Annotated in this window: 19 protein-coding genes and 1 riboswitch; of the genes, 14 read left to right on the forward strand and 5 right to left on the reverse strand. The window is 66.8% G+C overall.

Annotation, left to right across the window (positions count from 1 at the left end; genetic code table 11):
- Nucleotides 1-2: 2 nt before the first annotated feature.
- A complete protein-coding gene (gene gcvT / locus IAG41_RS10525; protein WP_187728548.1) occupies nucleotides 3-1,190 on the reverse strand; it encodes a glycine cleavage system aminomethyltransferase GcvT in 1,188 nt (395 codons plus the stop codon).
- Between the two features lie 167 nt (nucleotides 1,191-1,357).
- Nucleotides 1,358-1,450, reverse strand: a riboswitch (glycine riboswitch).
- Between the two features lie 62 nt (nucleotides 1,451-1,512).
- Complete coding sequence (locus IAG41_RS10530; RefSeq protein ID WP_187728549.1) at nucleotides 1,513-2,133, reverse strand: hypothetical protein; 621 nt, start codon at nucleotides 2,131-2,133, stop codon at nucleotides 1,513-1,515.
- 145 nt (nucleotides 2,134-2,278) lie between these two features.
- Here IAG41_RS10530 and ispH point away from each other — a divergent pair, with 145 nt between their 5' ends.
- The 3 genes from ispH to rnhA are packed head-to-tail and all read left to right on the forward strand — an operon-like array spanning nucleotide 2,279 to nucleotide 4,624.
- Complete coding sequence (ispH, locus tag IAG41_RS10535; protein WP_187728550.1) at nucleotides 2,279-3,232, forward strand: 4-hydroxy-3-methylbut-2-enyl diphosphate reductase; 954 nt, start codon at nucleotides 2,279-2,281, stop codon at nucleotides 3,230-3,232.
- Between the two features lies 1 nt (nucleotide 3,233).
- Nucleotides 3,234-4,187 (forward strand): homoserine kinase, encoded by a 954-nt coding sequence (gene thrB / locus IAG41_RS10540; RefSeq protein ID WP_187728551.1) that lies wholly within the window; start codon nucleotides 3,234-3,236, stop codon nucleotides 4,185-4,187.
- Nucleotides 4,184-4,624, forward strand: coding sequence for a ribonuclease HI (gene rnhA, locus IAG41_RS10545; RefSeq protein WP_187728552.1), 441 nt, complete (start codon nucleotides 4,184-4,186; stop codon nucleotides 4,622-4,624). Before thrB ends, rnhA begins: the two co-directional genes overlap by 4 nt.
- 165 nt (nucleotides 4,625-4,789) lie before the next feature.
- On the opposite strand, the gene IAG41_RS10550 is transcribed toward rnhA, so the two are convergent.
- Nucleotides 4,790-6,157, reverse strand: a complete 1,368-nt coding sequence (locus IAG41_RS10550) for a sigma-54-dependent transcriptional regulator (protein ID WP_187728553.1) — start codon at nucleotides 6,155-6,157, stop codon at nucleotides 4,790-4,792.
- On the reverse strand, nucleotides 6,154-7,923 hold the full coding sequence (locus tag IAG41_RS10555; RefSeq protein WP_187728554.1) for an ATP-binding protein: 1,770 nt from the start codon (nucleotides 7,921-7,923) through the stop codon (nucleotides 6,154-6,156). Before IAG41_RS10555 ends, IAG41_RS10550 begins: the two co-directional genes overlap by 4 nt.
- A gap of 214 nt (nucleotides 7,924-8,137) precedes the next feature.
- On the opposite strand from IAG41_RS10555, the gene IAG41_RS10560 reads away from it, so the two are divergent.
- The 10 genes from IAG41_RS10560 to IAG41_RS10605 all read left to right on the forward strand — a co-directional run bounded on the left by IAG41_RS10560 (nucleotide 8,138) and on the right by IAG41_RS10605 (nucleotide 20,979).
- On the forward strand, nucleotides 8,138-9,499 hold the full coding sequence (locus tag IAG41_RS10560; protein WP_187728555.1) for a dicarboxylate/amino acid:cation symporter: 1,362 nt from the start codon (nucleotides 8,138-8,140) through the stop codon (nucleotides 9,497-9,499).
- Nucleotides 9,496-12,594 carry a TonB-dependent receptor domain-containing protein gene (locus tag IAG41_RS10565; RefSeq protein ID WP_187728556.1) on the forward strand — a complete coding sequence of 1,033 codons (3,099 nt, stop codon included), beginning with the start codon at nucleotides 9,496-9,498 and terminating at the stop codon, nucleotides 12,592-12,594. Before IAG41_RS10560 ends, IAG41_RS10565 begins: the two co-directional genes overlap by 4 nt.
- Nucleotides 12,595-12,605: 11 nt before the next feature.
- The gene (locus IAG41_RS10570) at nucleotides 12,606-13,493 is read left to right on the forward strand and encodes a DUF4886 domain-containing protein (RefSeq protein WP_262408574.1); all 888 of its coding nucleotides are present in this window, start codon (nucleotides 12,606-12,608) and stop codon (nucleotides 13,491-13,493) included.
- 197 nt (nucleotides 13,494-13,690) lie between these two features.
- Nucleotides 13,691-14,533 carry a chromate resistance protein ChrB domain-containing protein gene (locus IAG41_RS10575; protein ID WP_187728558.1) on the forward strand — a complete coding sequence of 281 codons (843 nt, stop codon included), beginning with the start codon at nucleotides 13,691-13,693 and terminating at the stop codon, nucleotides 14,531-14,533.
- On the forward strand, nucleotides 14,530-15,939 hold the full coding sequence (gene chrA / locus IAG41_RS10580; protein WP_187728559.1) for a chromate efflux transporter: 1,410 nt from the start codon (nucleotides 14,530-14,532) through the stop codon (nucleotides 15,937-15,939). The genes IAG41_RS10575 and chrA overlap by 4 nt, the downstream gene beginning before the upstream one ends.
- Nucleotides 15,936-16,193: a Fe-Mn family superoxide dismutase gene (locus IAG41_RS10585; protein ID WP_222950615.1), complete on the forward strand. Its 258-nt coding sequence runs from the start codon at nucleotides 15,936-15,938 to the stop codon at nucleotides 16,191-16,193. Before chrA ends, IAG41_RS10585 begins: the two co-directional genes overlap by 4 nt.
- Before the next feature lies 1 nt (nucleotide 16,194).
- Nucleotides 16,195-17,583, forward strand: coding sequence for an alginate export family protein (locus tag IAG41_RS10590; RefSeq protein WP_187728560.1), 1,389 nt, complete (start codon nucleotides 16,195-16,197; stop codon nucleotides 17,581-17,583).
- 155 nt (nucleotides 17,584-17,738) lie between these two features.
- Nucleotides 17,739-18,428 carry a M24 family metallopeptidase gene (locus IAG41_RS10595; protein WP_187728561.1) on the forward strand — a complete coding sequence of 230 codons (690 nt, stop codon included), beginning with the start codon at nucleotides 17,739-17,741 and terminating at the stop codon, nucleotides 18,426-18,428.
- Nucleotides 18,429-18,639: 211 nt separating this feature from the next.
- On the forward strand, nucleotides 18,640-19,545 hold the full coding sequence (locus tag IAG41_RS10600) for a LysR family transcriptional regulator (RefSeq protein ID WP_187728562.1): 906 nt from the start codon (nucleotides 18,640-18,642) through the stop codon (nucleotides 19,543-19,545).
- 228 nt (nucleotides 19,546-19,773) lie between these two features.
- A complete protein-coding gene (locus tag IAG41_RS10605; RefSeq protein WP_187728563.1) occupies nucleotides 19,774-20,979 on the forward strand; it encodes an NAD-dependent formate dehydrogenase in 1,206 nt (401 codons plus the stop codon).
- A 103-nt stretch (nucleotides 20,980-21,082) separates the two neighbouring features.
- Here the strand turns inward: IAG41_RS10605 and IAG41_RS10610 are convergent, their stop codons facing one another.
- Nucleotides 21,083-21,955 carry an aldo/keto reductase gene (locus IAG41_RS10610; RefSeq protein WP_187728564.1) on the reverse strand — a complete coding sequence of 291 codons (873 nt, stop codon included), beginning with the start codon at nucleotides 21,953-21,955 and terminating at the stop codon, nucleotides 21,083-21,085.
- A 524-nt stretch (nucleotides 21,956-22,479) separates the two neighbouring features.
- Here IAG41_RS10610 and IAG41_RS10615 point away from each other — a divergent pair.
- The gene (locus IAG41_RS10615) at nucleotides 22,480-25,209 is read left to right on the forward strand and encodes a GAF domain-containing protein (protein WP_187728565.1); all 2,730 of its coding nucleotides are present in this window, start codon (nucleotides 22,480-22,482) and stop codon (nucleotides 25,207-25,209) included.
- Nucleotides 25,210-25,289: the final 80 nt, after the last annotated feature.

The raw sequence follows: 25,289 nt of genomic DNA on the forward strand, positions 1-25,289 counted from the left end.
GGTCAGGCTCCCTTTCTGACGTAATTGTGCGGCACGAAGGGCATGGCGACGACCTCCGCGCTATGGATCTTGCCGCGTTGGGCGAGCGTGATCTTGGTGCCGGGCGCGGCGCTGGCGACCGGCACATAGGCCATGGCGATCGGCTTCTGGACGCTCGGCGCAAACCCGCCCGAGGTCACCTTGCCGACCTCGTTGCCGTCCGCATCCACCACCATCGCGCCCTCGCGCACCGGCTGGCGGCCCTCGACGATCAGCCCGACGCGCTTGAGGATCGCGCCCTGCCCGCGCTCCATCATGATGCGTTCGTAACCCGGAAAGCCGCCTTCCTCGCGCCGGCGCTTCGACAGCGCGAAGCCCAGATCGGCGGCGACCGGCGTCGTCTCCAGGTCCAGGTCATGGCCATAAAGCGGCAGCCCCGCCTCGAGCCGCAACGAATCGCGTGCGCCCAGACCGATCGGCTTCACTTCGGGCTCGGCGCAGAGCGCATCGGCGAACGCTTCCGCCACGTCGCCCGGCAGCGAGATCTCGAACCCGTCCTCGCCGGTGTAGCCCGAGCGGCTGATCCACAGCGGATTGCCCTGCCATTCGAACGCGGCGCAGGTCATGAACACCAGCTTCGACACGCCCGGCACGACGCGCTCCAGCGCGGTCACCGCCTCGGGCCCCTGCAGCGCCAGCAGCGCCTGCTCGTCGAGATGGTTGATGACGACCTCGTCGGCCAGCCCTTCGCGCAGCACGCCCAGATCGTCCCATTTGGTCGCGCCGTTGACGACCATGTAGAGCGCGCCGGCCTCGATCTCGAAGGCATTGTCTGCCGGCAGGCGCGAGACCATCAAATCGTCATGGATGCCGCCATTGTCGGCGAGCAGCAGCGAATAGCGCATCCGCCCCTCGCCGAGCCCCTTGATGTCGCCGGGCAGCAGCGTCTCGAGCCCGGCGTCCACGTTCTCGCCCGAAAAGAGCAATTGGCCCATATGGCTGACGTCGAACAGTCCGGCATGTTCGCGCGTCCACAGATGCTCGGCCATGATGCCTTCATACTGGACGGGCATCTCATAGCCCGCGAACGGCACCATCCGGCCGCCGCGCGCACGGTGCCACGCGTCGAGCGGCAGCGTCAGGATTTCGGGGGTGCCGTCGCCGCCATCGGGATCGCCGCGCAGTTCCTGGCTCTGGACGTCTTGGCTCATGCGGGCACTCCACGACTTTTGAGGATTCGACGGACCGCAGGCGCCGCTTGCGCCCTGTGATCCATCGCCCCCTCTGTCACGGTACCTGAGAGCTTTCCCCCGGGTCGAATCCCGGGGTTACACCTTCGGTGGAACGCGCTCGAAGCACGCTCGCTTTCCAGAGTGTCGTGGCTCGCGCGGTCCCTTGTGCCTGAGAGATTCCGGGGCGGTTGCTCCTTCGGCGGATGACCCGAGGGTCAACACTCTCCCGCGCGCGCCTATCCCGGTCACCCGGCATCGACGGGCACAGCCTTGGCTGTGCCCTCGATTCGAGTCAACGCCCTTAGCGCGTCGCGTTGTACTTGAGCTGGTCCTCGGTCAGCTGAAAGCCCACCAGTGCCTCGAACGACGCCGAGGCCACCGCCGTGCGGATCGCGGGATCGGCGAGCGGGTCCATCGCCGCCGCCTCTTCGCCGGCCTTGCGCTTGCGGTTGAGCCGTTTGCGGACCTCATCGGGCAGCGTCGCCGCGGCACGCGACACGGAGCTGCTTGCCTGGCCCGTGGTGCTGGCGCGGATCTGGCCGGCGTCGAAATGCAGGGTCACATGGCTGATGCGCTTGGCCGTGACCGAGGATCCGCCGCGCACCACCGCGATGAAATAGGGCAAGGTGACGTCGCGCGCCGGGCCCGCGTCGCGGCGGCGCGCGAAGACGTCGAAGGTCACGTTGGTTACCACCTGCTCGCCCGCGTCGTCGCAGGTGGAGACCATGTTGGTGATGTTCGCCACCACGTCGATCGCCTGCGCCTCGCGGCTGTTGGCCGGATCGAACAGGGTCACGTCGCCGGTGGCGGCCGGCACGCCGACGCGCGGACAGGCTGAGCGCACCGCGGTGATGCCCGCGCCCCCGCCGCTGGAGTCGATATCGCCGGTTCGGGAACATCCGCCGGCAGCCAGCAGGATCATGGCGGGGACGGCAATCTTGGCGAAGGACAAAAGGGCAACCTTTCAAAGCGAACAGCAGGCCGAACGCGTCTGGCGCCCCCGGAACGGGGCGTAGCATAGGAACCGCCTTTCGCACGCGCAAGCAATCGCGTAGAGGCTCAGCCCCATGGCCGAGCCGCAAAAGCCCCCCCTCGAACTCCTGATCGCCGCACCGCGCGGCTTCTGCGCGGGCGTCGATCGCGCGATCCGCATCGTCGAGCTGGCGATCGAGAAATTCGGCGCGCCGGTCTATGTCCGCCACGAGATCGTCCACAACAAGTTCGTGGTCGACAGCCTCAAGGCCAAGGGCGCGGTCTTCGTCGAGGAGCTCGACCAGGTGCCCGACGGGGTACCCGTGGTCTTCTCCGCGCATGGCGTGCCCAAGGCAGTGCCGCACAAGGCGGCCGAGCGCGGCCTCTCCTATCTCGACGCCACCTGCCCTTTGGTCTCCAAGGTCCATCGTCAGGCCGAGCGCCTCGTCGCCGCCGGCCGCCACATATTGTTCGTCGGCCATGCCGGCCATCCCGAGGTGATCGGCACCTTCGGCCAGGTGCCCGAAGGCGACATGACCTTGGTCGAGACGGTCGAGGATGCCGAGGCGGTGACGGTTCCCGATCCCAAAAACCTCGCCTTCCTCACCCAGACGACTCTGTCGGTCGACGATACTGCCGCGGTGCTCGGCGTGCTCAAGCGCCGCTTCCCGGCGATCCTCGCCCCAGGCGCCGACGATATCTGCTACGCGACTTCGAACCGCCAGGCGGCGGTCAAGGCGATCGCCCAGACCTGCGATCTCGTCCTCGTGATCGGCTCGCCCAAATCGTCCAATTCGATGCGCCTCGTCGAAGTGGCAGTGCGCAACCAGACCCGCGCGACGCTGATCCAGCGCGCCGACGAGATCGATTTCGCCTGGTTCGACAATGTGCGAACCGTCGGCATCACCGCCGGCGCCTCTGCTCCCGAGCTGCTCGTCCGCGAAGTGGTCGATCGCATCGCGACACGGTTCGACGTGACCGAGCGTCAGGTCGAGACGGTGGCGGAAAACATCGCCTTCAAGCTGCCCCGCGGCCTCGAAGCCGCCTGAGATGGCCGTCTACACGCAAGTCTCGGCGGAGGCGCTGAGCGCGTTCCTCGCGCGCTTCAACGTCGGCGAACTGGTCTCGGCCAAGGGCATCGCCGAGGGGGTCGAGAACTCCAACTATCTCGTCGACACCAGCCTGGCCCGCTTCATCCTGACGCTCTACGAAAAGCGCGTCTCGGCGGACGACCTGCCCTATTTCATGGCGCTGCTCGAACATCTGGCGAAGCGCGGCAATCCGGTCCCGCCGGCGATCCCCGACCAGGACGGTCGCCTGATCCACGAACTCGAGGGCCGCCCCGCCTGCTTGATCGAATTCCTCCCGGGCGTCTCGGTCACCCACCCCACACCCGCCCAGGCCCGCGCCGCGGCGGAGGCGATGGGGCGCATGCACGCCAGCCTTGCCGATTTCACGCTCGACCGCCCCAATGCGCTCGGCCCCGACGCCTGGCGCCCGCTGTTCGAGCGCTGCGGCCGCGCGATGGATGCGATCGAGCCGGGCCTGTACGATCATGTGGACAAGGCTCTGGACAAAGTGTTGGCGGATTGGCCGCGCACCCTCCCCCGCGCCGCGATCCATGCCGATCTCTTCCCCGACAATGTCCTGATGCTCGGCGACCGCGTCACCGGGCTGATCGACTTCTATTTCGCCTGCACCGAGGTCCGCGCCTACGACCTTGCGGTGATGCACGGCGCCTGGGCGTTCGACGGCGCCGGCCGCAACCATGACGCCGAAGTCGGCCAGGCATTGCTCGAAGGCTATATGAGTTTCGGCCTCTCGCCCGAGGAGCGCGCCGCGCTCCCCATCCTCGCCGAGGGCGCGGCTTTGCGTTTCTTCCTCACCCGCGCCTGGGACTGGCTCAACACGCCGGCCGATGCGCTGGTGACCCGGAAAGATCCGCTCGCCTATCTGCGCCGCCTCGATTTCTACGCCGAACACGGGGCATTCCTCTTCGCATGACCGAACTGCAACATGTCGAGATCGCCACCGACGGCGCGTGCAAGGGCAATCCCGGCCGTGGCGGCTGGGGCGTGGTGCTGCGCATGGGCGGCACCGAGAAGGAACTGTCTGGCGGCGAGGCGCACACTACCAACAACCGCATGGAGCTGATGGCCGCGATCCAGGGGCTCAACGCCCTCAAGCGCCCCTGCCGCGTCACCCTCTCCACCGACAGCCGCTATGTGATGGACGGCCTCACCAAGTGGATCCATGGCTGGCTCAAGAATGGCTGGCGCACCTCGGACAAGAAGCCGGTCAAGAACGCCGATCTCTGGCAGGAGCTGCTCGCCGCCGCCAAGCCGCACCGCGTCGAATGGGTCTGGGTGAAGGGCCATGCCGGCCACCCCGACAACGAACGCGCCGACAAGCTCGCGAGCGACGCCGCCCTGGCGATGTAGGTGATGAAAACCGGGGCATAAGTTGGGCGACGTAGTCGAGCCACGCCACGAGCCCGTCTAGGGGAAGTTCAGCCAAAAAAAATGCCAAGTGGCCGTTTGCGACCCCGGCCGCTTACAGGTGCGTAGGTAGGAAATCAGAGGAACTAACTGACTTCAGCTGCAAGGTCAGTCGAGCGGCATCACAGCTCCTGAACGGGCCTCCCGAAAGCTCGCCGCGCGGATCCCGTATCGGGCGATCTTGTCGTAGAAGGTCTTGCGCGGCAGGCCGAGCTCGCGAATCGTGCTTTGCACATTGCCCTTGTGTCGTACCAGCGCGTCGCGGATCAGCGCCGCTTCGAAAGCGCCGACCTGCTCCCCCAGCGATCCCTGGATCTCCGGTTTGACCGGTGTCGCGCCATTGCTGCCCAGCATCGCTTCGAACGCGAAGTTGCGCAGCTCGCGGACATTGCCCGGCCAGTCATAATGGTGGAGCCGGGCATGGATCGCGCCATCCAGCGTGATCTGCTCACGGCCCAAAGCCTCGCTCGCCTCGGCGAGGAACGCAGCAAACAGCGACAGGCGATCGTCGCCGCGTTCGCGTACCGGTGGCACCCTCAACCTGAGCGTCGCCAGCCGGTAATAGAGATCGGGACGGAAGCCACCTTGCTCGCTGGCGGCGCCAAGGTCGCTCTTCGTCGTCGCGATCACATGGAGATTGAGTGGAATGGGGCGCTCGGCGCCGATCGGCTGGACTTCGCGCTCCTCCAACACGCGCAGCAGCTTCGCCTGTAGCCCGAGCGGCATCGAATCCACCTCGTCGAGCAGCAATGTGCCGCCGTCGGACGCGGCGATCTGGCCGGTACGCGAGAGTCGGGTCTGGGGCACGCTGTCGGCAGCATGGCCGAACAGCTCGATCTCGGCGGTCGCCTCGGACAGCGCGCCGCAATTGATCGCGATGAAGGGGCGCCCGCGCCGTGGCCCCTCGCGGTGGATCAGCCGTGCGACCAACTCCTTGCCCGTGCCGGTCTCGCCCTCGACCAGCACGTCGACATCGGCGGCGGCGATGCGGCGGATCGTCTCGCGCAGCATGATCATCGGCGGGCTCTCGCCGATCAGCCCGTCTTCATTCTCCAACGTGGCGACCGCGGCGTGCAGCCGCCGGTTCTCGAGTACGAGGCTGCGTCGTTCGAGCGCGCGGCGGATGCTTGCGGCGAGATGGTCCGCAGCAAAGGGCTTGGTCAGGAAATCGGCGGCACCGTCCTGCAGCGCCTTCACCGCCATCGGCACGTCGCCATGGCCGGTCACCAGGATCACCGAGAGATCGGTATCGAGTGTGCGCAGTCGAGCGAGCAGGTCGAGCCCGTCGATGCGGGGCATGCGGATGTCAGAGACGACGACGCCGTCAAAGTCCCGGTCGATCGCTGCCAACGCGGCTTCGGCATCGGCAAAGGCGGTCACGTCGAATCCCGCGAGCAGCAGCGCCTGGACGGTGGCGGTGCGCAGCATCTCGTCGTCCTCGACGAACAGCACGCGATTGGAGGAGGCGGCGATCATGCGGCGGGCAGCGTCAGCGTGAAGCGGGTGCCGCCCGCCAGCGGTACGTGCCGAAGATCCCCTCCGAACTCGCGCGCGATGTCCCGGGCGATGGCGAGGCCGAGACCCAGCCCGCCCGGCTTCGAGGTGGTGAAGGGCGTGAACAGCGTATCGCCGATCGAGGTGTCGATGCCCGGCCCGGTATCCTCGACGCTCAGCTCCACGATATCGTCCAGCGCGCTGGCATCGACAAAGACCTCGCCGCCGGGCTGGTCCGCGATCGCATCCAGCGCATTCTGGAGCAGGTTGACCAGGATCTGCTCGATCCGCACCCGATCGCCCCTCAGTGCGAGGCGGCTGACATAGTCAGGCACGCCGATGGTGACTCCGCCGCGAGCGCGCTCGCCCATCAGCATCATCACCCCGTCGAGCACCGAGGCGACGGTGGCGTTGCCGCCGGTGCGCGTGCGTTTGCGCGCGAAGCCGCGCAGCTCCGCGGTGATCCGCCCGATCCGGTCTGCCAGCTCGACGATCCGGGCGAAATTCTGGCGCGCCGTCTCACCCGCACCCCGCTCGATCAGCGTCGCGCCACTCTCGGCAAAGGTGCGGATCGCCGCGACGGGCTGGTTGATCTCGTGCGCCACGCCTGCGGTCACCTGGCCCAACGTGCCGAGCCGGCTGGCCTGAGCCAGCTCCTCGCGCGCCTCTCGGTAGCGCCGGTCCGCCTCGGCGCGCTCGTTGGATTCGACGATCAGCTGGGCATTGGCGTCGCGCAGCTCGGCGGTGCGGCGCTCGACTTCGCGCTCCAGCGCCTCGCGCGCCTCGCGTTGCAGCCGCTGCTTCTCGCCCGAACGAAAGACCAGCACCGCGATCCCGCCCAGCACGACCAGCGCGCCCAGCCCCATCAGGAGCGCCTGGGTCCGCGCCGCGGCCAGCGGCACGTCGAGCGGGGCGATATGGTAGAGCCGTCCGCCAGCGATCGGAGCAGCCTCGGTCGCGACACGGAAGCGCTCGCGCGTGCCGCTCATTTCCGCCGATGGGGCGGACGGCGTGAGCCGGATCGGCGCAGGCATGGGCGCAGTGCCGCCATATTGGAGCGTGCGCCGGGCTGTGGCGAGCACGGCGGGATCGACGCCGCCGATCGTGTGGAAGCGCCACTCGGGCAGACTGGTCACCAGGATCACGCCATTGGCATCGGCGACGAAGCTTGCGCCGGTGGTCCGGCCCCATGCCGATTCGACCGAATCGAACTCGACCTTGACCACCACCACGCCGAGATGGCGCGCTCCGCGGTCGACTCGCCGCGCAAGATACAGGCCGGGGCGGCGGCTGACCGTGCCGAGCGCGAAGAGCTCGGCCGAGCCGCCGGCCATCGCGTCGCGGAAATAGGGGCGGAAGCCGTAATTCTGCCCGACGAAACTCGCCGGCTTCTGCCAGTTGCTTGCCGCCACGGTCACGCCGTCGGGGCCGATCACATAGATGTCGGCAGCATCGGTGCGCGCGGCGAGCAGTTCGAGCGTGCGGTTGAGCGCCGCCCGTGCGCCCGTGTCGCCCTCCAGCGCCGCGGAGACGTCGGGATATTCGATCAGCACCAAGGGCAGCAGGCGGAACTTCTGGAGCTCGCTGTTGAGCAGCGCCGAATGCGTGCGCGCCGCCTGCGCCGCCGCCATGTCCGCCGCGGCATTGGCGCGGGAGCGCGCCCATCGATCGCCCGCCCAGGCGATCAGCGCCACCGCGATCAGCACGATCGCAAGCGTGGCCAGCAGCGGACGGCGGATCGATTTCATCTGTGTGGATCTTCGCACATCATAGGCGCAACTCGTGCGAAAATCCGCACATATATGCAAGCCGTCGTGAGGAGAAAAAATGGATAATTGTTGTATTCCATAGTGTTAGTACGAAACGGCTAGCCTCTGGCGGGAGGGTTCTTGCCCATTAGGGTGCACCAACAAGGCCTCGGCACAAGAGGCTTGGCGTAACCCCACGCCGTCGAGAGGATGAATGGCCCACCCGATCGTCAATACCGCTGCGCCCACCGGGACCCGCACGCCGATTTATGCGCATCTCTATGCGCAGGTGCTGTTCGCGATTCTCTGCGGCGCGCTGCTCGGGCATTTCTATCCCGCCTGGGGCGAAGCGCTGAAGCCGCTCGGCGACGGCTTCATCAAGCTGGTCAAGATGGTCATCGCCCCGGTGATCTTCCTCACCGTGGTCACCGGCATCGCCGGCATGCGCGAGCTCGCCGCGGTCGGCCGCGTGGCGGCCAAGGCGTTCGGCTATTTCCTCGCGGTCTCGACGTTGGCGCTGCTCGTGGGTCTCGCGGTCGCCAATATCGTCCAGCCGGGTGCGGGGATGAACGTCGATCCCGCGACGCTCAACGCCAACGCGGTCGCCGACTATGCCCACCAGGCGCATGAGACGACGATCACCGGCTTCCTGATGGCGATCATCCCCACGACGATGGTCTCCGCGCTCACCGACGGCTCGATTCTCCAGACCTTGTTCGTCGCGATCCTCTTCGGCATCGCATTGAGCCTGATTGGCGAGCCCGCGCGGCCGGTGCTCGATTTTGCCGAGCGCCTGATGCTCGTCGTGTTCCGCCTGGTCGGCATCCTGATGCGCGCCGCGCCGGTCGGCGCGTTCGGCGCGATCGCCTTCACCGTCGGGAAGTATGGCGCGGGCAGCCTGGTGAGCCTGGGCGGGCTGGTCGCAACCTTCTACCTCACCTCTTTGCTGTTCGTACTGATCGTGCTGGGCATCATCGCCAGGCTGCACGGCTTCTCGATCCTGCGGTTGCTCAACTATCTGAAGGCCGAGCTGCTGCTGGTGCTCGGCACCTCTTCGTCCGAAGCCGCTTTGCCCAGCCTGATCGCCAAGCTCGAGCGCGCCGGCTGCGACAAGGGCGTGGTCGGGCTGGTCGTGCCGACCGGCTATTCGTTCAACCTCGACGGCACCAACATCTACATGACGCTGGCGGCTTTGTTCATCGCCCAGGCCTGCGGCATCCATCTGAGCTGGGGCGAGCAGTTTGCCTTGCTCGGCGTGGCGATGCTCAGCTCAAAGGGCGCCGCGGGCGTCACCGGCGCGGGCTTCATCACGCTCGCCGCAACGCTGTCGATCGTGCCCTCGGTGCCGGTCGCCGGCATGGCGCTGATCCTCGGCGTCGACCGCTTCATGAGCGAGTGCCGCAGCCTCACCAATTTCATCGGCAACGCCGTCGCCGCGATCGTGGTCGCGCGGTGGGAGAACAAGCTCGACCGCGCCCAGCTGGCGCAGGTGCTCGCGCACCCCGGGGCGAACGATGACGCCATCAACGAAGACGATGCCCACGCTACGATGGGCCTACAGGGAGAGAGAATATGAGGGGTCTGATCCATCCGGCGCTAGCCGCCACCACCGCCATCGCCGTTATCGGCTGGGCGACCTGCGCGCATGCGCAGGAAACGCCGCCGCCCGCGCCGGAAGCCGCCGAGGCGCAGGCTGATACCGACGGCCCCGCCTCCAAGCCGGAGCAGGACATCGTCGTGGTCGGCTCGCAGATCCGCGGCGCCAAGGTGAACACCGCGCTTCCCGTCACCGTGATCGATTCCACCCAGATCGACGCGACCGGCGCCTCCTCGGGCGACGATCTGATCCGTTCGATCCCGCAGGCGGGCGACATCACCTTCAACGAATCCAATAACCCGCAAACGAGCAACGCCGCGCGCGGCGACGTCAATTCGATCAACCTGCGCAATCTGGGCGTCGGCAACACGCTGGTGCTCCTGAACGGCCGCCGTCTCGTCCAGCATCCGACCAGCCAGGCCGGCGACGGCAACGTGCCGGTGCTCGGCTATAACTCGAACGCGCTCCCGGTCGCCGGCATTGAGCGGCTGGAGATCCTGCGCGACGGCGCCGCTGCCATCTACGGCGCGGACGCGGTGGCGGGCGTGGTCAACACCGTCACCAAGTCGAACTTCAACGGCGGCACGATCGACCTGCGCTATGGGGGTGCCGAGGGCACGCATCGTCGCGAGTTCGAGGCGACCGGGATGGTCGGCACCGATTTCGCCGGTGGGCGCGGCAACGTGTCGCTGTATCTCGACTACACGCACCGCACCGCGCAGCTCGCCGAGGATGAGCCCTATACCGCGAGCGACAATCTGCTCGATTTCTTCGCGAACAATCCCGATTTCGCCGGCAACCTCACCGCCGACGGCCGCGCCACCCAGTCGCCCTGGGCGAACCTGGCTGTGGTCGGCGGGCCGGGCACGATCCGCATGTCGCCGGGCAACCGCGCACTCACCTCGTCGGCCGGCGCGTTCCACACGCAATCGAGCGCCAATCCGGGCTGCCTCATTACGGTCAACGCCGATACCTGCCTGGGCAGTGGCACCCGCGCGACCGCGACGACGCTGCGCTCCGAGCGCTTCGACACGCGGCCCGGCACCTCGGTCACGCCGTCGATCGACCGCTACAACAGCTTCCTGACCGCGCATTACGACGTGTCGGACAGCGTCACGCTCTATACCGAGCTAGGCTATTACCGCGCCAACACCACGCGCATCCAGCCGCCGACGATCAACCTCAACGCGATCGTCATTCCGGCCTCCAATTACTGGAACCCGTTCGGCGCGGCCACGCTGCCCAACGGCCAGCCCAATCCGAACCGCGTCCCGGGCCTCACCAACGTGCCAGCCGCCGGCCTGCCGGTGCGTCTCACCACCTATCGCTTCGTCGATGCGGGCATGCAGACGGTGGATACCGAAAACTGGCAGACGCGCTTCCTGGGCGGTGCCAAGGGCCGCCTCGGCACCTTCGATTTCGACACCGCGATCCTCTATTCGGAAGCGCAGGCGACCGACACGTCGAATGCGATCGATATGACCAAGCTCCAGGCGAGCCTCGCGCTGTCGACGCCCGATGCCTATAACCCGTTCAGCGGCGGCTGCGCGGCGACGCCCAGCCTCGGCGATTGCCAGCCCTCGTCTCAGACGGCGATCGACGCGATCAGCTTCGACCTGAAGCGCCGCTCGAAGACCACGCTGGCGCTGGCCGATTTCAAGCTGTCGCGGCCCGATCTGCTCCAGCTTCCCGGCGGCCATCTCGGCATCGCATTTGGCGTCGAAGGGCGTCGCGAGACGCAGCAGGACGTTCGCGATCCCAACGTCAACGGCACGAACACCTTTGTCGATGCGGTGACCGGCGAGACCAATCTGTCGAATACCGCTGCCGTCAGCCCGACGCCGAGCACCAAGGGCAAGCGCACGGTCTTCTCTGCATTCGGCGAGCTCGCCGTGCCGGTGATCTCGCCGGAGATGGACATTCCGCTGATCCGCCGCATCGATCTCCAGCTCGCCGCCCGCTACGAGCATTACAGCGACTTCGGCAGCGTCTTCAAACCCAAGATCGCCGGCGCCTGGGATCTGATCGACGGCATCCGTCTGCGCGGTTCCTATTCGAAGGGCTTCCGCGCGCCGAACCTAGAACAGACCAAGACCGTCCAGTACTCGCGCCTCGGCTCGAACACCGATTATTATCGCTGCGAGGCCGATCTGCGCGCCAATCGCATCGCCAATTTCGGCGCGTGCGGCCGCGGCATCAGCTATTCGATCTTCGTCTCGGGCAATCCCGATCTGAAGCCGGAGGACAGCACCAACTGGACCGCGGGCGTCGTGCTTGAACCCAAGTTCATCAACGGCAAAGCCGGCCACCTGACGCTCACCGCCGATTTCTGGTCGATCAAGCAGGTCGGCATTGTCGGCCAGTTCGGGCCGCAGAACGCGCTGGTGCTCGACTATCTCCTGCGCCTGCAGGGATCGAGCAACCCGAACGTCGTCCGCGCCGCGCCCACCGCCGACGATACGCCGATCTTCGCCGGCACCGGCCTTCCCGCCGCCGGCGCGGTCACCCAGATCAACGACCAATTCACCAACCTGCTGCCACAGACGGTGCAGGGCCTCGACCTGGCGCTGCTCTACAATGTCCGCACCGGCATCGGCAGGTTCGACCTGGCGCTCAACGCCGCGCGCCTGACCAAGTTCAGCCGCGACACGCCACCGGCGGTGCAGGCGCTGTTCGACGCGCGCGCGGCCGGGCAGATCAACGCCGCCACGCCGCTCACCGACGCGAGCGACCTGATCGAGCAGCGCGGCAAGCCCAAATGGCGCCTCACCGGCTCGCTCACCTGGAGCAGCGGCCCGGTCCAGATCGGCGGCTTCGTCAATTATGTCGGGACCGTCTACGACACCAACTTCCTCGATGCGAACGGCGATCCGTATCCCGTGGACGGTCAGGCCACGGTCAACCTCTACGCGCAATATCGCTTCAAGGACGGTTGGCTCAAGGACACGCGCTTCCGCATCGGCGCGCGCAACATATTCGACACCCAGCCGCCGGTGGTGTCGGACGGTTATCTGGGGTCGCTCTACGTCCCCTATGGCCGCTACTGGTACGGCAGCATCAGCAAGCGTTTCTAAGAGGTATGCGTATGAAGGCTTTGCTTCTCGCCCTGTTCGCCCTGGTGCCGGCCCCTGCGCTGGCCCAGGCGGCCGCTCCGCCTCAGAAGACAATCCTGTTCGTCGGCAACAGTTTCACCCAGGGCGCGCATTCGGCGGTGAAGCGCTACCGCGCCGATGCCGTCACCGATCTGAACGGCGACGGCTATGGCGGCGTGCCGGCTTTGTTCAAGACCTTCACCGAGGAAGCGGGGCTAAGCTGGAAGGTCAGCCTGGAGACTCAGGGCGGCAAGCCGCTCGCCTTCCATTATGAGGAGCGCCGCGCGAAGCTGGGCGGCGCCTATGACGTGGTGATCCTCCAGGAGCTGAGCGAGCTCAACCGCCAGCGGCCGGGCGACGCCACCGACTATCTCAAATATGCGCCGCTGCTCGCGGCGATGGCGACTCAGGCCAATCCCAAGGCCGAAGTGCTGCTGATGTCGACCTGGTCGCGCGCCGACAAGGTCTATCAGCCGGGCAGTCCCTGGTCGGGCAAGCCAATCGATACGATGGCGAACGATCTCCGCTTCGCCGCCGAGCGTGTCAGGAAAGCCTCGCCGGACATCGACGGGATCCTGCCCGTCGGCCAGGCCTGGGACCGCGCCTTCGCCGCCGGTGTTGCGGATCCCAATCCGTATGACGGCATCGCCTTTGGTCAGGTCGATCTGTGGACCTACGACCATTACCACGCGAGCATCTGGGGCTATTATCTCGAGGCGTTGATCGTGTTCGGGCAGGTCACGGGGGTGGATCCCCGAACGCTCGGACCCGACGAGCGCGCGGCGGACGATCTGGGCATTTCGAAGGAACAGGCCGCGTCGCTTCAGCGAATCGCATCGGAACAACTCGCGGTCGAGCGCGCATCCGCGGTCGCACGATAGCTGCACTGGCGGTCTCTATGTCCGCTTGAATGGCGGGTTTCAGGGGCACTAGAGTTCGGATCGATCGGCTCAGCCAATCGTCGGCTATAGCTTGACCGATCGCGCCGCGAGCGGCACTATCCGTCGCATGGGGTCTGCGATCTCCCCATGAGGCGACAGGCTGAAGTATCGCGTCCCAACCCACTTGAGGACGCGTCATGCCTGCAATAAACGCCATAGCCCCCGATAAGCTCGTTCGCCTCCTTGGCACGCCGCGCGCGCCAGTGATCCTCGACATCCGCAGCGACGTGGCATTCGCCGCCGAACCCCGCCTGATACCCGGCGCGATCCGCCGCCCCTTTGCCGATCTGGCGGACTGGGCCCCGGAATTCGCGGACGCTGCGGTTGTCGTCGCCTGCGAGGACGGTGGGGCGATGGGGCATGGCACCGCCGCCTGGCTGCGCGAGGCGGGAGCCGATGCCGACGTGCTCGATGGCGGAATTCGCGGCTGGGCTGCTACCGGCCTGCCAATGTTCGATACCACGGCCCTGCCGGCGCGCGACGCCGCCGGCCGGACATTGTGGGTCACGCGTGCGCGGCCCAAGGTCGACCGGATCGCCTGTCCGTGGCTGATCCGGCGGTTCGTCGATCCGCATGCCAAGTTCCTGTTCGTCCCCGCCCCCGAGGTGGCCGGCGTCGCCCAGCAGATGGGCGCGACGCCGTTCGACATCGAGGCCGACGGGCTACGCTGGACCCATGACGGCCAGCGCTGCACCTTCGACGTGATGGTCGAGGGGTTCGGGCTCGGCGGCATCGACGGGCTGCAGCGGCTTGCGCTGATCGTCCGCGGTGCCGACACAGCCCGGCCCGACATTGTGCCCGAAGCAGCCGGTCTGCTCGCGATCTCGCTGGGGCTGTCGCGCCTGTACACCGACGATCTCGAACAGCTCGAGGCAGGCATCGCGATCTATGATGCGCTCTATCGCTGGTGCCGCGACGCCACCGACGAAACACACGACTGGACGTCGCACAAACCGGCCAAGTCGCGGGTGCCGGCATGAGCGCGGAAGCCCTGGCGGCCGGCACGACGACCCCGCGCTCCCGGCCGGCCGAAGTGACGCTCGGTGAGGCCTTCTGGGTGTGGCTCCGGATCGCGTCGCTGTCGTTCGGCGGCCCCGCCGGACAGATCGCAATGATGCACCGCGTGTTGGTCGAGGAGAAGCGCTGGATCGGCGAGCACCGGTTCCTCCACGCGCTCAACTATTGCATGGTGCTGCCCGGCCCCGAGGCCCAGCAACTCGCCACCTATATCGGCTGGCTGATGCATCGCACGAAAGGTGGCATCGTTGCCGGCGGGCTATTCGTGCTGCCGGGCGTCGTCTCGATCATGGCGCTGAGCTGGATCTACGCACTTTATGGCAAGCTCGGCATCGTCTCGGCCCTGTTCTTCGGGCTGAAAGCGGCGGTGCTGGCGATCGTGCTTCAGGCGGTGGTGCGGATCAGCAGCCGCGCGCTCAAGAACAATGTCATGCGCGCCATGGCCGCCTTCGCGTTCGTGCTGATCTTCTTCGTAGGAATACCCTTCCCGCTCATCGTGCTCGCCGCCGGCGTGATCGGCTATTTCGGCGGACGCGCGGGCCTGGCGGTGTTCAAGGTCGGCGGCGGCCACGGCGTCGCTAAGGGCGCGATCGTCGAAGATGCCGAGACCTTGCTCGGCGAGGAATTCCCCGCCCATGCCCGGGTCGCACCGCGCGAGGCGATCCGGACCGCCGGCGTGTGGCTGGCCCTGTGGCTGGTTCCGGTTGCAATCCTGCTCGTCTGGCTCGGTCCCGCCAATGTGTTCAGCCAGATCGCTACCTTCTTCTCGACCCTGGCGGTGGTGACCTTCGGCGGCGCCTATGCCGTGCTCGCTTATGTCGCGCAGGAGGCGGTGCAGTCCTATCATTGGCTGCAACCGGGTGAAATGCTCGACGGGCTCGGCATGGCGGAGACCACGCCGGGACCATTGATCATGGTGCTGCAATTTGTCGGCTTCATGGGCGCCTATCGCGCGCCGGGGATGCTGCACCCGCTGCTCGCGGGCACGCTCGGCGGGCTGCTCGCGACCTGGGTCACGTTCATCCCCTGCTTCCTGTGGATCTTCCTCGGCGCGCCGTTCATCGAGCGGCTACGCGGCAACGCGGCGGTAGCGGGCGCGCTGTCCGCGATCACTGCGGCGGTGGTCGGCGTCATCCTCAACCTCGCCATCTGGTTCGCGATCCACACCATTTTCCGCCAGGTCCAGCCGTTTGCGGCCGGTCCGGTCCGGTTCGACATGCCCGTGCTCGCGAGTGTCGATCTCTGGGCACTGCTCCTGTCGGCTGCCGCGATCGTCGCGATGCTGCGCTTCAAGGCGGGTGCGATCCCGACGCTGCTGGTCGCCTCGGCCGCGGGCGTGATCCTCTATCTTACGGGCCTCACCCGATGACCCACGCCCAGCCCCCCAGGAGTAACCCGTGTCCGAGTCCAGCATCGATCGCCGCAGCCTGCCTGGTCAACCAATGGGCCGCCGACCACACGATGACGCTGGCCGGCGGCACGCCGATACTCGCGCTCGACATGTACGAGCACGCTTATGCGATCGACTATGGCGCCAAGGCCGCGGCCTATGTCGACGCCTATATGAAGGCGATCGACCGGAGCGCGGCGAGCCGACGCTTCCCGGCACTGACGGCCGGCTGACATGGCGATCCTGCGGCGCCGGCGGGCGTTCATCCTACGGCGCGCGAGTCCGACCGCCCCGCTGGGGCTGCTTGCCCTCGCGGGTCCGGCATGGGCTCAAGGTGGGCCACCCTCCGCGCCGGATGGGCTCGATGTCAGCGGCTCGATGCGCCTGCGCTACGAGACGATCGACGGCCAGGCGCGCCCGGGCTTCAACGCCAGCGATGATCTGCTGAACCTGCGCACGATCCTGTCGGCGCAATACAAGACCGGACCGGTCAAGCTGGCGGCCGAAGTCTATGATAGCAGGGCCTGGCTTGCCGACCGGCGCACGCCGGTTTCCACCAATGAAGTCAACACGTTCGAACTGGTCCAGGCCTATGTCGCTGTCGATGCGGCGAATGCGTTCGGCGACGGGACATCGCTGTCGCTGCAGGGCGGCCGTTTTCTGCTCAATATCGGCTCGCGCCGGCTGGTCGCCGCCGACGACTACCGCAACACGACCAACGGCTATACGGGATTGCGGGCCGACATTACCGGCAAAGGCGGGCTGCGCGGCACCTTCCTCTACGTTCTGCCGCAGGTCAGATTACCCGACGATCTGAGTTCTATCCTCGACAACAAGCCGCGGGTCGATCGCGAGAGCTTCGACCAGGTGCTGTGGGGCGGCACCGTCTCGCGATCGAAAACCATCGGCAACGCGATGGCGGAGTTGTCCTTCTATCATCTCGGTGAACGCGATGCGCCGGGCCGGCCGAGCCGCGACCGCTCGCTCGACACCGTCGGCGGGCGGATCATCCGCGATCCCAAGGCGGGCGCGATCGACTATGAGATCGAGGCGATCTACCAGTTCGGCCATGTCAGCAGCAGCCTCGCGGCAACCGCCCCGCGGCTCGCCGTCAGCGCATCCTTCTTCCATGCCGATATCGGCTACAGCTTCACCGGCGGCTGGAAGCCGCGCGTCTCGATCGAGTTCGACCGCGCCAGTGGCGATGGGCCGGGCAGCCGCTACGGCCGGTTCGATACCCTGTTCGGCATGCGCCGCGCCGATCTCGCGCCCGCAGGACTCTACAACGCCGTCGGCCGCGCCAACATTGCCACGCCCGGACTCCGCGTCGAGGCAACCCCCAGCAAGGCGGTCGACTGGTTCGTCGGTTATCGGCTGATGTGGCTCGCCGATCGCACCGATACCTTCTCGACTACGGGCGTGCGCGACGCGACCGGACGCGCGGGCAGCTTTGCCGGGCATCAGGTCGATGCGCGAGTGCGCACCTGGATCGTCCCTGACCGGCTGCGGGTCGAGGTCGATGGCGTCTGGCTAGCGAAGGGCCGCTTCCTGCGCGCGGCTCCCAATGCACCGACGAACGGCGACACCAAATATCTGTCGCTCAACCTGACCGCCAGCTTCTGACCCGCGAGCGCGACCGGATAAGGGAGGCCCAGATCGCGAGCCGAGCGCGACCAGCGGTCGGGTCGCACGATCGGCGAGCGCGGGAAACAGCAGCAGCAGCCCGAACAATGCGAGGAAGGCTTGTGCGCGGAACCGAGGAAAAGCAGAAGCGGCTGATGATCGAGAGTCATGATGAGACATTCGCCGCGCTGGTCGCTGCCGAGAGGAAGGGGCTGGACCTGCTCGATGCAATCGAGGCCGCGGGCCTGATCGCGGCGGGGCGGAGCGAATTGGAGGTCGAGCGCGACATCTTCACGATCGCATCCCGGGATTTCGGCGTCACCGAGCACTGGCATGACCGGGTAGTTCGTGCGGGCATCAACACATTGTGCGTCGCGGGCGAGGCGGCGCCGGACCGGGTGATCGGCGAGGACGATATCGTCTTTCTCGATCTCGGGCCGGTGTTCGGCGCCTGGGAAGCCGATGTCGGGCGCAGCTATGCGGTCGGCGACGATCCAGTGAAGCATGCGCTCTGCGCCGACCTGCCGATCATCTTCGACGCCCTCAAAGCCCGGTTCGAGGCCGATCCCGACATCACCGGCGCGGCCTTGTATGCCATCGCCAACGAGGAGGCCGAGCGTCGCGGCTGGCTGTTCGGCGGCAAGATCGCGGGGCATCTCGTCGGGCAGTTTCCCTATGCCAGGAGCCCCGGCGACAAGGCGGCGCGCCTGATATTCCCGGGCAATGCGGCACGGATGCGCGATCCCGATGCGCATGGAAATCCCCGGCACTGGATCCTCGAGATCCATCTCGTGTCCCCCGACCGCAGCTTCGGCGGTTTCTACGAGCGCCTGCTGGAAAGCTGATTTCAGGCGAGCACGGGCGGTCGCCTTGGCGTGGAAGCAAAAGGGCGGATCCCCCTTGGCAATGTTGGCTGGCTGTCTTCAAGCCGGTTCGGCGAGGCGCGCGTCCATCGGGCGGGGAGATCCGGGTTCATGATGCCATCCTGCATCTCCAGGAACGGGGCAACTGCGAGGATGAGGTGGCTCGAGCGGCACCCGTGCTATGCCGCGACCCATGCTGATGCGACACCTGTCCTATTTCGTCATGCTCGCCAAGGAGCGCCATTTCGCGCGCGCCGCCGATGCCTGCAATGTCGCGCAACCGACCCTGTCGGCGGCGATCCGCAAGCTGGAGGAGGATCTCGGTGCGACACTGGTGGTGCGCAGCCATCGCTTCGTCGGCCTGACGCCCGAGGGAGAGAAGCTGCTCGCCTGGAGCCGGCAGATCCTTACCGACTATACCAGCCTGCGCGACGATCTCGCCGGCGCGCGCCAGGGTTTGGTCGGCGACTTGCGGCTCGGCGTGATTCCCGCCGCGATGCCATGCGTGTCCTTCCTCACCGCACGCTTCTGCGCTGCCAATCCCGCCGCGACCATCGAGATCCGCTCGATGACGTCGCGCGCCATCGCGGAAGGTCTGGACGCCTTCGAGCTGGATGGCGGCGTTACCTATCTCGAGAATGAGCCCGTCGAACATGTCCAGCGCCTGCCGCTCTATCGCGAGCGCTATAAGCTGGTGGTCCCGCACGATCATCCGCTCGCCGGCCGTGCCGCGGTGAGCTGGCAGGAAGCCGCCGGCGAGCGGCTGTGCCTGCTCAGCCAGGACATGCAGAACCGGCGCATCATCGACCGGCTGACCACCTCGATCGGCCTGGCTGTCCATCCCGTCGTCGTCAGCAACTCGTTCCTGGCGGTGTGCGCCCATCTTCGTAGCGGGGACTGGGCGAGCATCGTTCCGCACAGCTTCTTCCACGTGCTGGGAAAGCAACCTGAACTGGCGGCGATCGACATCGTCGATCCTGTTCACAGCGAGACGATCGGTCTCATCATCTCCGATCGGGACCCACGCTCCCCGATGGCGGGCGCGCTGTTCGCGGCCGCGCTCGAGACCGATATCGAAGCCGCCTTCGCCGCATTTTGATAGATAGCGCCTATCAATCCTTCCAAGACTTTCATTGGATTTCGAGCGGCGTCGAGATCAAGTGTCCGCCTCGTCCGGAGCGGAGCGCACCCCGCGACTCGCGAAACGATCGGACGAGGATGGCTGACGCCGCATCATGGTTCGACACCGATCCGCCGCGATTTTGCGCGGGTTTCCATCGCGCCAGCGACGCGCCCGTCCTGCACCGCTGATGAAAAGGATGACGACATGGCGAAGGTCGTATGCGTGCTCTACGATGATCCGATCGACGGGTATCCCACCTCCTATGCGCGGGACGCGCTGCCCAAGATCGAGAAATATCCCGACGGGCAGACGTTGCCGACCCCCAAGGCGATCGACTTCACGCCGGGCACGTTGCTTGGCTCGGTATCGGGCGAGCTGGGCCTGCGCAATTATCTCGAGTCGCAGGGCCACTCCCTGGTTGTGACGTCAAGCAAGGACGGTCCGGATTCGGTTCTCGAGCGCGAATTGGCAGACGCCGAGGTGGTGATCTCGCAGCCCTTCTGGCCTGCCTATCTGACCGCCGAGCGGATCGCCAAGGCGCCCAAGCTCAAGCTCGCGCTCACCGCGGGCATCGGTTCCGATCATGTCGATCTGGACGCGGCGATCGCGCACGGCCTCACCGTCGCCGAGGTAACTTTCTGCAACTCGATCAGCGTCGCCGAGCATGTGGTGATGATGATCCTGGGACTGGTGCGCAACTACATCCCGTCGCACGACTGGGCACGCAAAGGCGGCTGGAACATCGCCGACTGCGTCGCGCGCTCCTACGATGTCGAGGGCATGCATGTCGGCACCGTCGCCGCCGGCCGCATCGGCCTGGCGGTGCTCAAGCGCCTCAAGCCGTTCGACATGCATCTCCATTACACCGATCGCCATCGTTTGCCGGAATCGGTCGAGAAGGAACTCGGATTGACCTGGCACGACAGCCGCGAGGACATGTACAAGGTCTGCGACGTCGTCACGCTCAACGTGCCGCTCCACTCGGAGACGGAGCACATGATCAACGATGAGGCGCTGAAGCACTTCAAGCGCGGCGCCTATCTGGTCAACACCGCGCGCGGCAAGCTGTGCGACCGCGACGCGATCGTCCGAGCACTGGAGAGCGGCCAGCTCGCCGGCTATGCGGGCGACGTCTGGTTCCCCCAGCCCGCACCCAAGGATCATCCGTGGCGCACCATGCCCCACAACGGCATGACCCCGCATATTTCGGGCACGTCGCTGTCGGCGCAGGCGCGCTATGCGGCGGGCACGCGCGAAATCCTCGAATGCTATTTCGAGGGGCGGCCGATCCGCGACGAATATCTGATCGTCGACGGCGGCAAGCTCGCCGGCACCGGCGCGCACTCCTACGCCACCGGCAATGCCACCAGTGGCTCCGAGGAAGCCGCGAAATTCTCCGAACCCGCCTGAGGCGGAACGCCCCGGCGGCCCGTCCCCGCTGCCGGGGCGCTTACTGCGGCAAGCGCGTCTCGTTGGACGGCGGCGACCACAGCCGGTCGCCGCCATCGGTTCCTCACGACCTTGGCGAGGCGGCGTTCAGCCTGGCGAACTCCTCGTCGGTGAGCGACACCGCCGTACCGGCGACATTCTCGTCGAGATGCTTGACGCGGCTGGTGCCCGGAATCGGCAGCATCACCGGGCTGCGCTTCAGCATCCACGCGAGTGCGATCTGACCGGGCGTGGCCCCCTTTTCGCGCGCGAGCGAGTCGACCACGCCTCCCGGCTTGGCGAGGTCGCCCGCTGCAAGCGGGAACCAAGGGATGAAGCCGATCCCGTTGGCCTCGCAATAGTCGAGCACGTCCTCATCGGCGCGGTCGACCAGATTGTAGCGGTTCTGCACCGTCGCCACCGGAAACACCTTCCGTGCCGCCTCGATCTGCGCGACGCTCACCTGGCTCAGCCCGGCATGGCGGATGAAGCCCTGGTCGATGAACGACTTGATCGCATCGAACTGCTCGTCCTGCGGCACCTTGGGATCGATGCGGTGGAGCTGCCATAGATCGATCCGCTCGACCTTCAATCGGCGCAGGCTCATCCGCACCGCCTGGCCCAGATAGGCGGGGTCGCCGACGATCGGCCATTGCCCCTCGGTGATGCCGGGCCGGACCAGCCCGCCCTTGGTGGCGATCAGCAGCCCTTCATAGGGATGGAGCGCCTCGGCGATCAGATCCTCGCTGACGAACGGCCCATAGCTGTCGGCGGTATCGATGAAGTCCACGCCGATCTCGGGCAGCCGCTTGAGCACGCGGATTGCTTCCGCGCGATCCTCGGGCTCGCCCCAAATGCCAGGGCCGGTGATCCGCATCGCGCCGAAACCCAGGCGATGAATGGGAATGTCTCCGCCGATGCTGAACTGGCCGGCGAGGCTGGCGTCGATCTGGGTCATGACTGGATCCTTCGGGTGGACGTTGCCGCTTGAAGGCGGCGTGGAAGCGACTTCGCTGCCCAGATCGAGTTCCTTCGCAAGCCAGACAAGCCTCCGCTCGAAACTTTCTGGGCGTTCGAGCCAACGAGAATCGCCACAGCCATTCCGATTGCACTACGCTCGACGACCGATTTCGGGCGACGCAATTGGACGCCGTATCGGCAGGATATGGGCGCCAAGCGGTCATTGCGCGTGTCCGAGCAAAATGAACCGCCCGTAGGTTGCCAGTCGCCTTATGATCGAGGCCTTCGTTCGGCGAAGCGAATGCGTCCCCCTACTCCTCGTGACCTAGGCCAACCGTCGACCAGCGGAGCATATTGCCTCGTGCTCAAATGGCCGGAACGGTCCACCCGGCTCGGGATCACCCGCTGCGACGAAGTTGCGACGAACCTGCGACCAACCTGAAATCCTTCGCGACCGCGCAGAGATTCCCCCTCTCCGCAAATCGCCCATAAAGCGCTACGATGCGTGCGGGGAGATTCAGCATGCCGGACACAGCCATAGGCGCTGTCGCGGTCCATTCCAGCGAAGACCAGGCGCATGATCGGCGCCAGGGCGCGCTGCGCGCCTTTCACGAGGGTTCGCGTTACCTCACCGATCGCGACGCGATACTCGAGCTGGTCGCGAACATCCTCCTCCGGCATCTCGGCATCCGCCATTTCCTCTTCGGCGAGACCAGCGACGGCGAATCCGCCACGCTCGACGTCTTCCACGCGATCGACGGCATCCCCCAGCGCGGCGCCGCCGAGCGCTTCCGCTTGAACGAAGCGTTCGCCGCGCTCGCCACGCGCTATTCCTGGGAGGAATCGCGCGTCATCGACGACAATGACATGCTCGGCCGCGGCCCGGATGACACCGTCCAGTGGACCGCCAGCGCGATGGGCGTGCGCGCGAGCATCAACGTCCCCATCGTCAAGGAAGGCCGGCCGGTCGCGATGGCGGCAATGCTCGACGCCAATCCCCGCCGCTGGACCCGCGACGAGATCGAATTGTGCGAGGAACTGGCCGAGCGCGCCGCCACTTCGATCGCCCGCGCCCGCGCCGAAGCGGCGCTCAAGGAGCGCGACCGCAACCAGGCGTTCCTGATCGAGTGGAGCGACGCGGTGCGCGGGGTAAGCTCGCCCGAATCGATCATGGCCACCACGCTCGAATGGCTCGGCAGGCATCTCGGCGTCACCCGCGCGACCTATTCGGAGAGCGACAAGACCGGCCGCGTCTTCTCGATCCTCGGCGAATGGCGCGACGGGGTGATGAGCATCGTCGATACCGATTTCTCGCTCGACGATGTCGGCGAGACGGTCGAGCGCGAATGGGTGGCGGGCACGATCGTCCGCTATGACGACGTCATCACCGATCCGCGCATCGCCTATGAAACGGCCGTGGTCGAAGCCTATGCCGCCGCCGAGATCCTCGCCTTTGTCAGCGTGCCGCTGATCGAGAACGGCCAGGTCCGCTCGGCGCTGTCGGTGCAGCATTGCCTGCCCCGCCACTGGCGCGACAACGAGATCCAGCTGCTCCGCGACGTCGCCGAGCGCACCTGGGTGTCGCTCGAGCGCGCCCGCGCCCAGGCCGCGCTCGAGGAGCGAGAGCGCAACCAGGCGTTCCTGCTCGCCTGGAGCGACAAGGTCCGGCGTGAGACCTCGCCCCACGCGATCATGGCGACCACGCTCGAATGGCTCGGCGAGCATCTCGGCGTTAGCCGCGTCACCTATGCCGAAAGCGACGTCGAGGGCCGCGTCTTCACCGTGGTCAACGAATGGCACAAGGGCGTCGGCAGCAATCTCGGCAACAGCATCACCATGGGCAGCATCAGCGCTTCGGTGGACCGCGAATGGGTGTGCGGCGAGCTCGTCTCGTACGACGACGTCACCACCGATCCGCGCGCCGAGGAAGCCGCGCGCCTCCGCTACGCGCTCACCCAGATCCGCGCCTTTATCAGTGTGCCTCTGGTCAAGGACGGCATGATGCGCTCGATCCTGTCGGTGCAGGACAAGAATGCGCGGCGCTGGCGGAGCGACGAGCTCCAGCTGATGCGCGACATTGCCGAGCGCGCCTGGGTCACGCTGGAGCGCGTCCATGCCGAAACCGCGCTCGCCCGCTCGCGTGAGGCGCTCTACCAGAATGAGAAGCTCTCCGCGCTGGGCTCACTGCTCGCCGGGGTCAGCCACGAGCTCAACAATCCGCTGTCGATCGTCGTCGCCCAGTCGATCATGCTCGAGCGCCAGGCGCAGGGCGGCGAGCTGTCCGAACGCGCGCAGAAGATCCGCACCGCCGCCGATCGCTGCTCGCGCATCGTCCAGACCTTCCTGGCGATGGCGCGCCAGAAACAGCCCGAGCGCGAGGCGGTCGATCTCAACGCCGTGGCGATCGCCGCCTATGAGCTCGCCGAATATGGCCTGCGCAGCGACGGCATCATCGCGAAGCTCGACCTGGCGCCGTCGCTGCCCAACATCTCCGCCGACGCCGATCAGCTCCACCAGGTCATCATCAACCTGCTGGTCAACGCGCAGCAGGCGCTCGCCGTCGGCGCCGGCCCGCAGCGCAAGCTGACCTTGCGCACCGCGCCCGGCAGCCTGCCGCACACCGTCATCCTCGAGGTCGCCGATAACGGCCCCGGCGTGCCCGAGGACGCCCGGCGCCGCATCTTCGAGCCCTTCTACACCACCAAGCCCGAAGGGCATGGCACCGGCGTCGGCCTGTCCTTCTCGCAAGGCTTGGCCGAAGCACATGGCGGCCGGCTGGAGCTGCTGCCGGCATCGCAGGGCGCCTGCTTCCGCCTTACCTTGCCGATCGACCCCGTCCAGGCGTTGCGCAAGCCCCAGGACACCTCCGACTTCGCGGCGCTGCCCGCCACAAGGCGCGCGCTGGTGATCGACGACGAGGCGGAGATCGCCGAGGTGCTCGCCGATTTCCTCTCCGTCGAAGGGTTCGCCTGCGAGCTGGCGATCGGCGGCGCCGATGCCCAAACCAAGCTGCGCGAAGGCAGTTACGATCTGATCGTCAGCGACCTGCGCATGCCCGGGATCGACGGCCCCCAGCTCCATGCCTGGCTCGCCGCGACCCGCCCCGATCTGGCGGCCCGCATGGCCTTCACCACCGGCGACACGCTCGGCGCCTCCGCCGCGCGCTTCCTCGAGGAGATCAAGCGCCCGGTCCTCGAAAAGCCCTTCATGCCGGAGGATGTCTGCCGCTTCCTCCAGCAGATGGAGCTTTAGGCTCCCCCCTATCCGTCACCCCGGCCGAAGTGCCCGGGTCCACTTGGCGGCGGGCGGTGCGGCCTGAGCCTCTTTCGCGG

Source organism: Sphingomonas sp. JC676 (assembly GCF_014489075.1).
In the GTDB taxonomy this organism is placed as follows: domain Bacteria; phylum Pseudomonadota; class Alphaproteobacteria; order Sphingomonadales; family Sphingomonadaceae; genus Sphingomonas.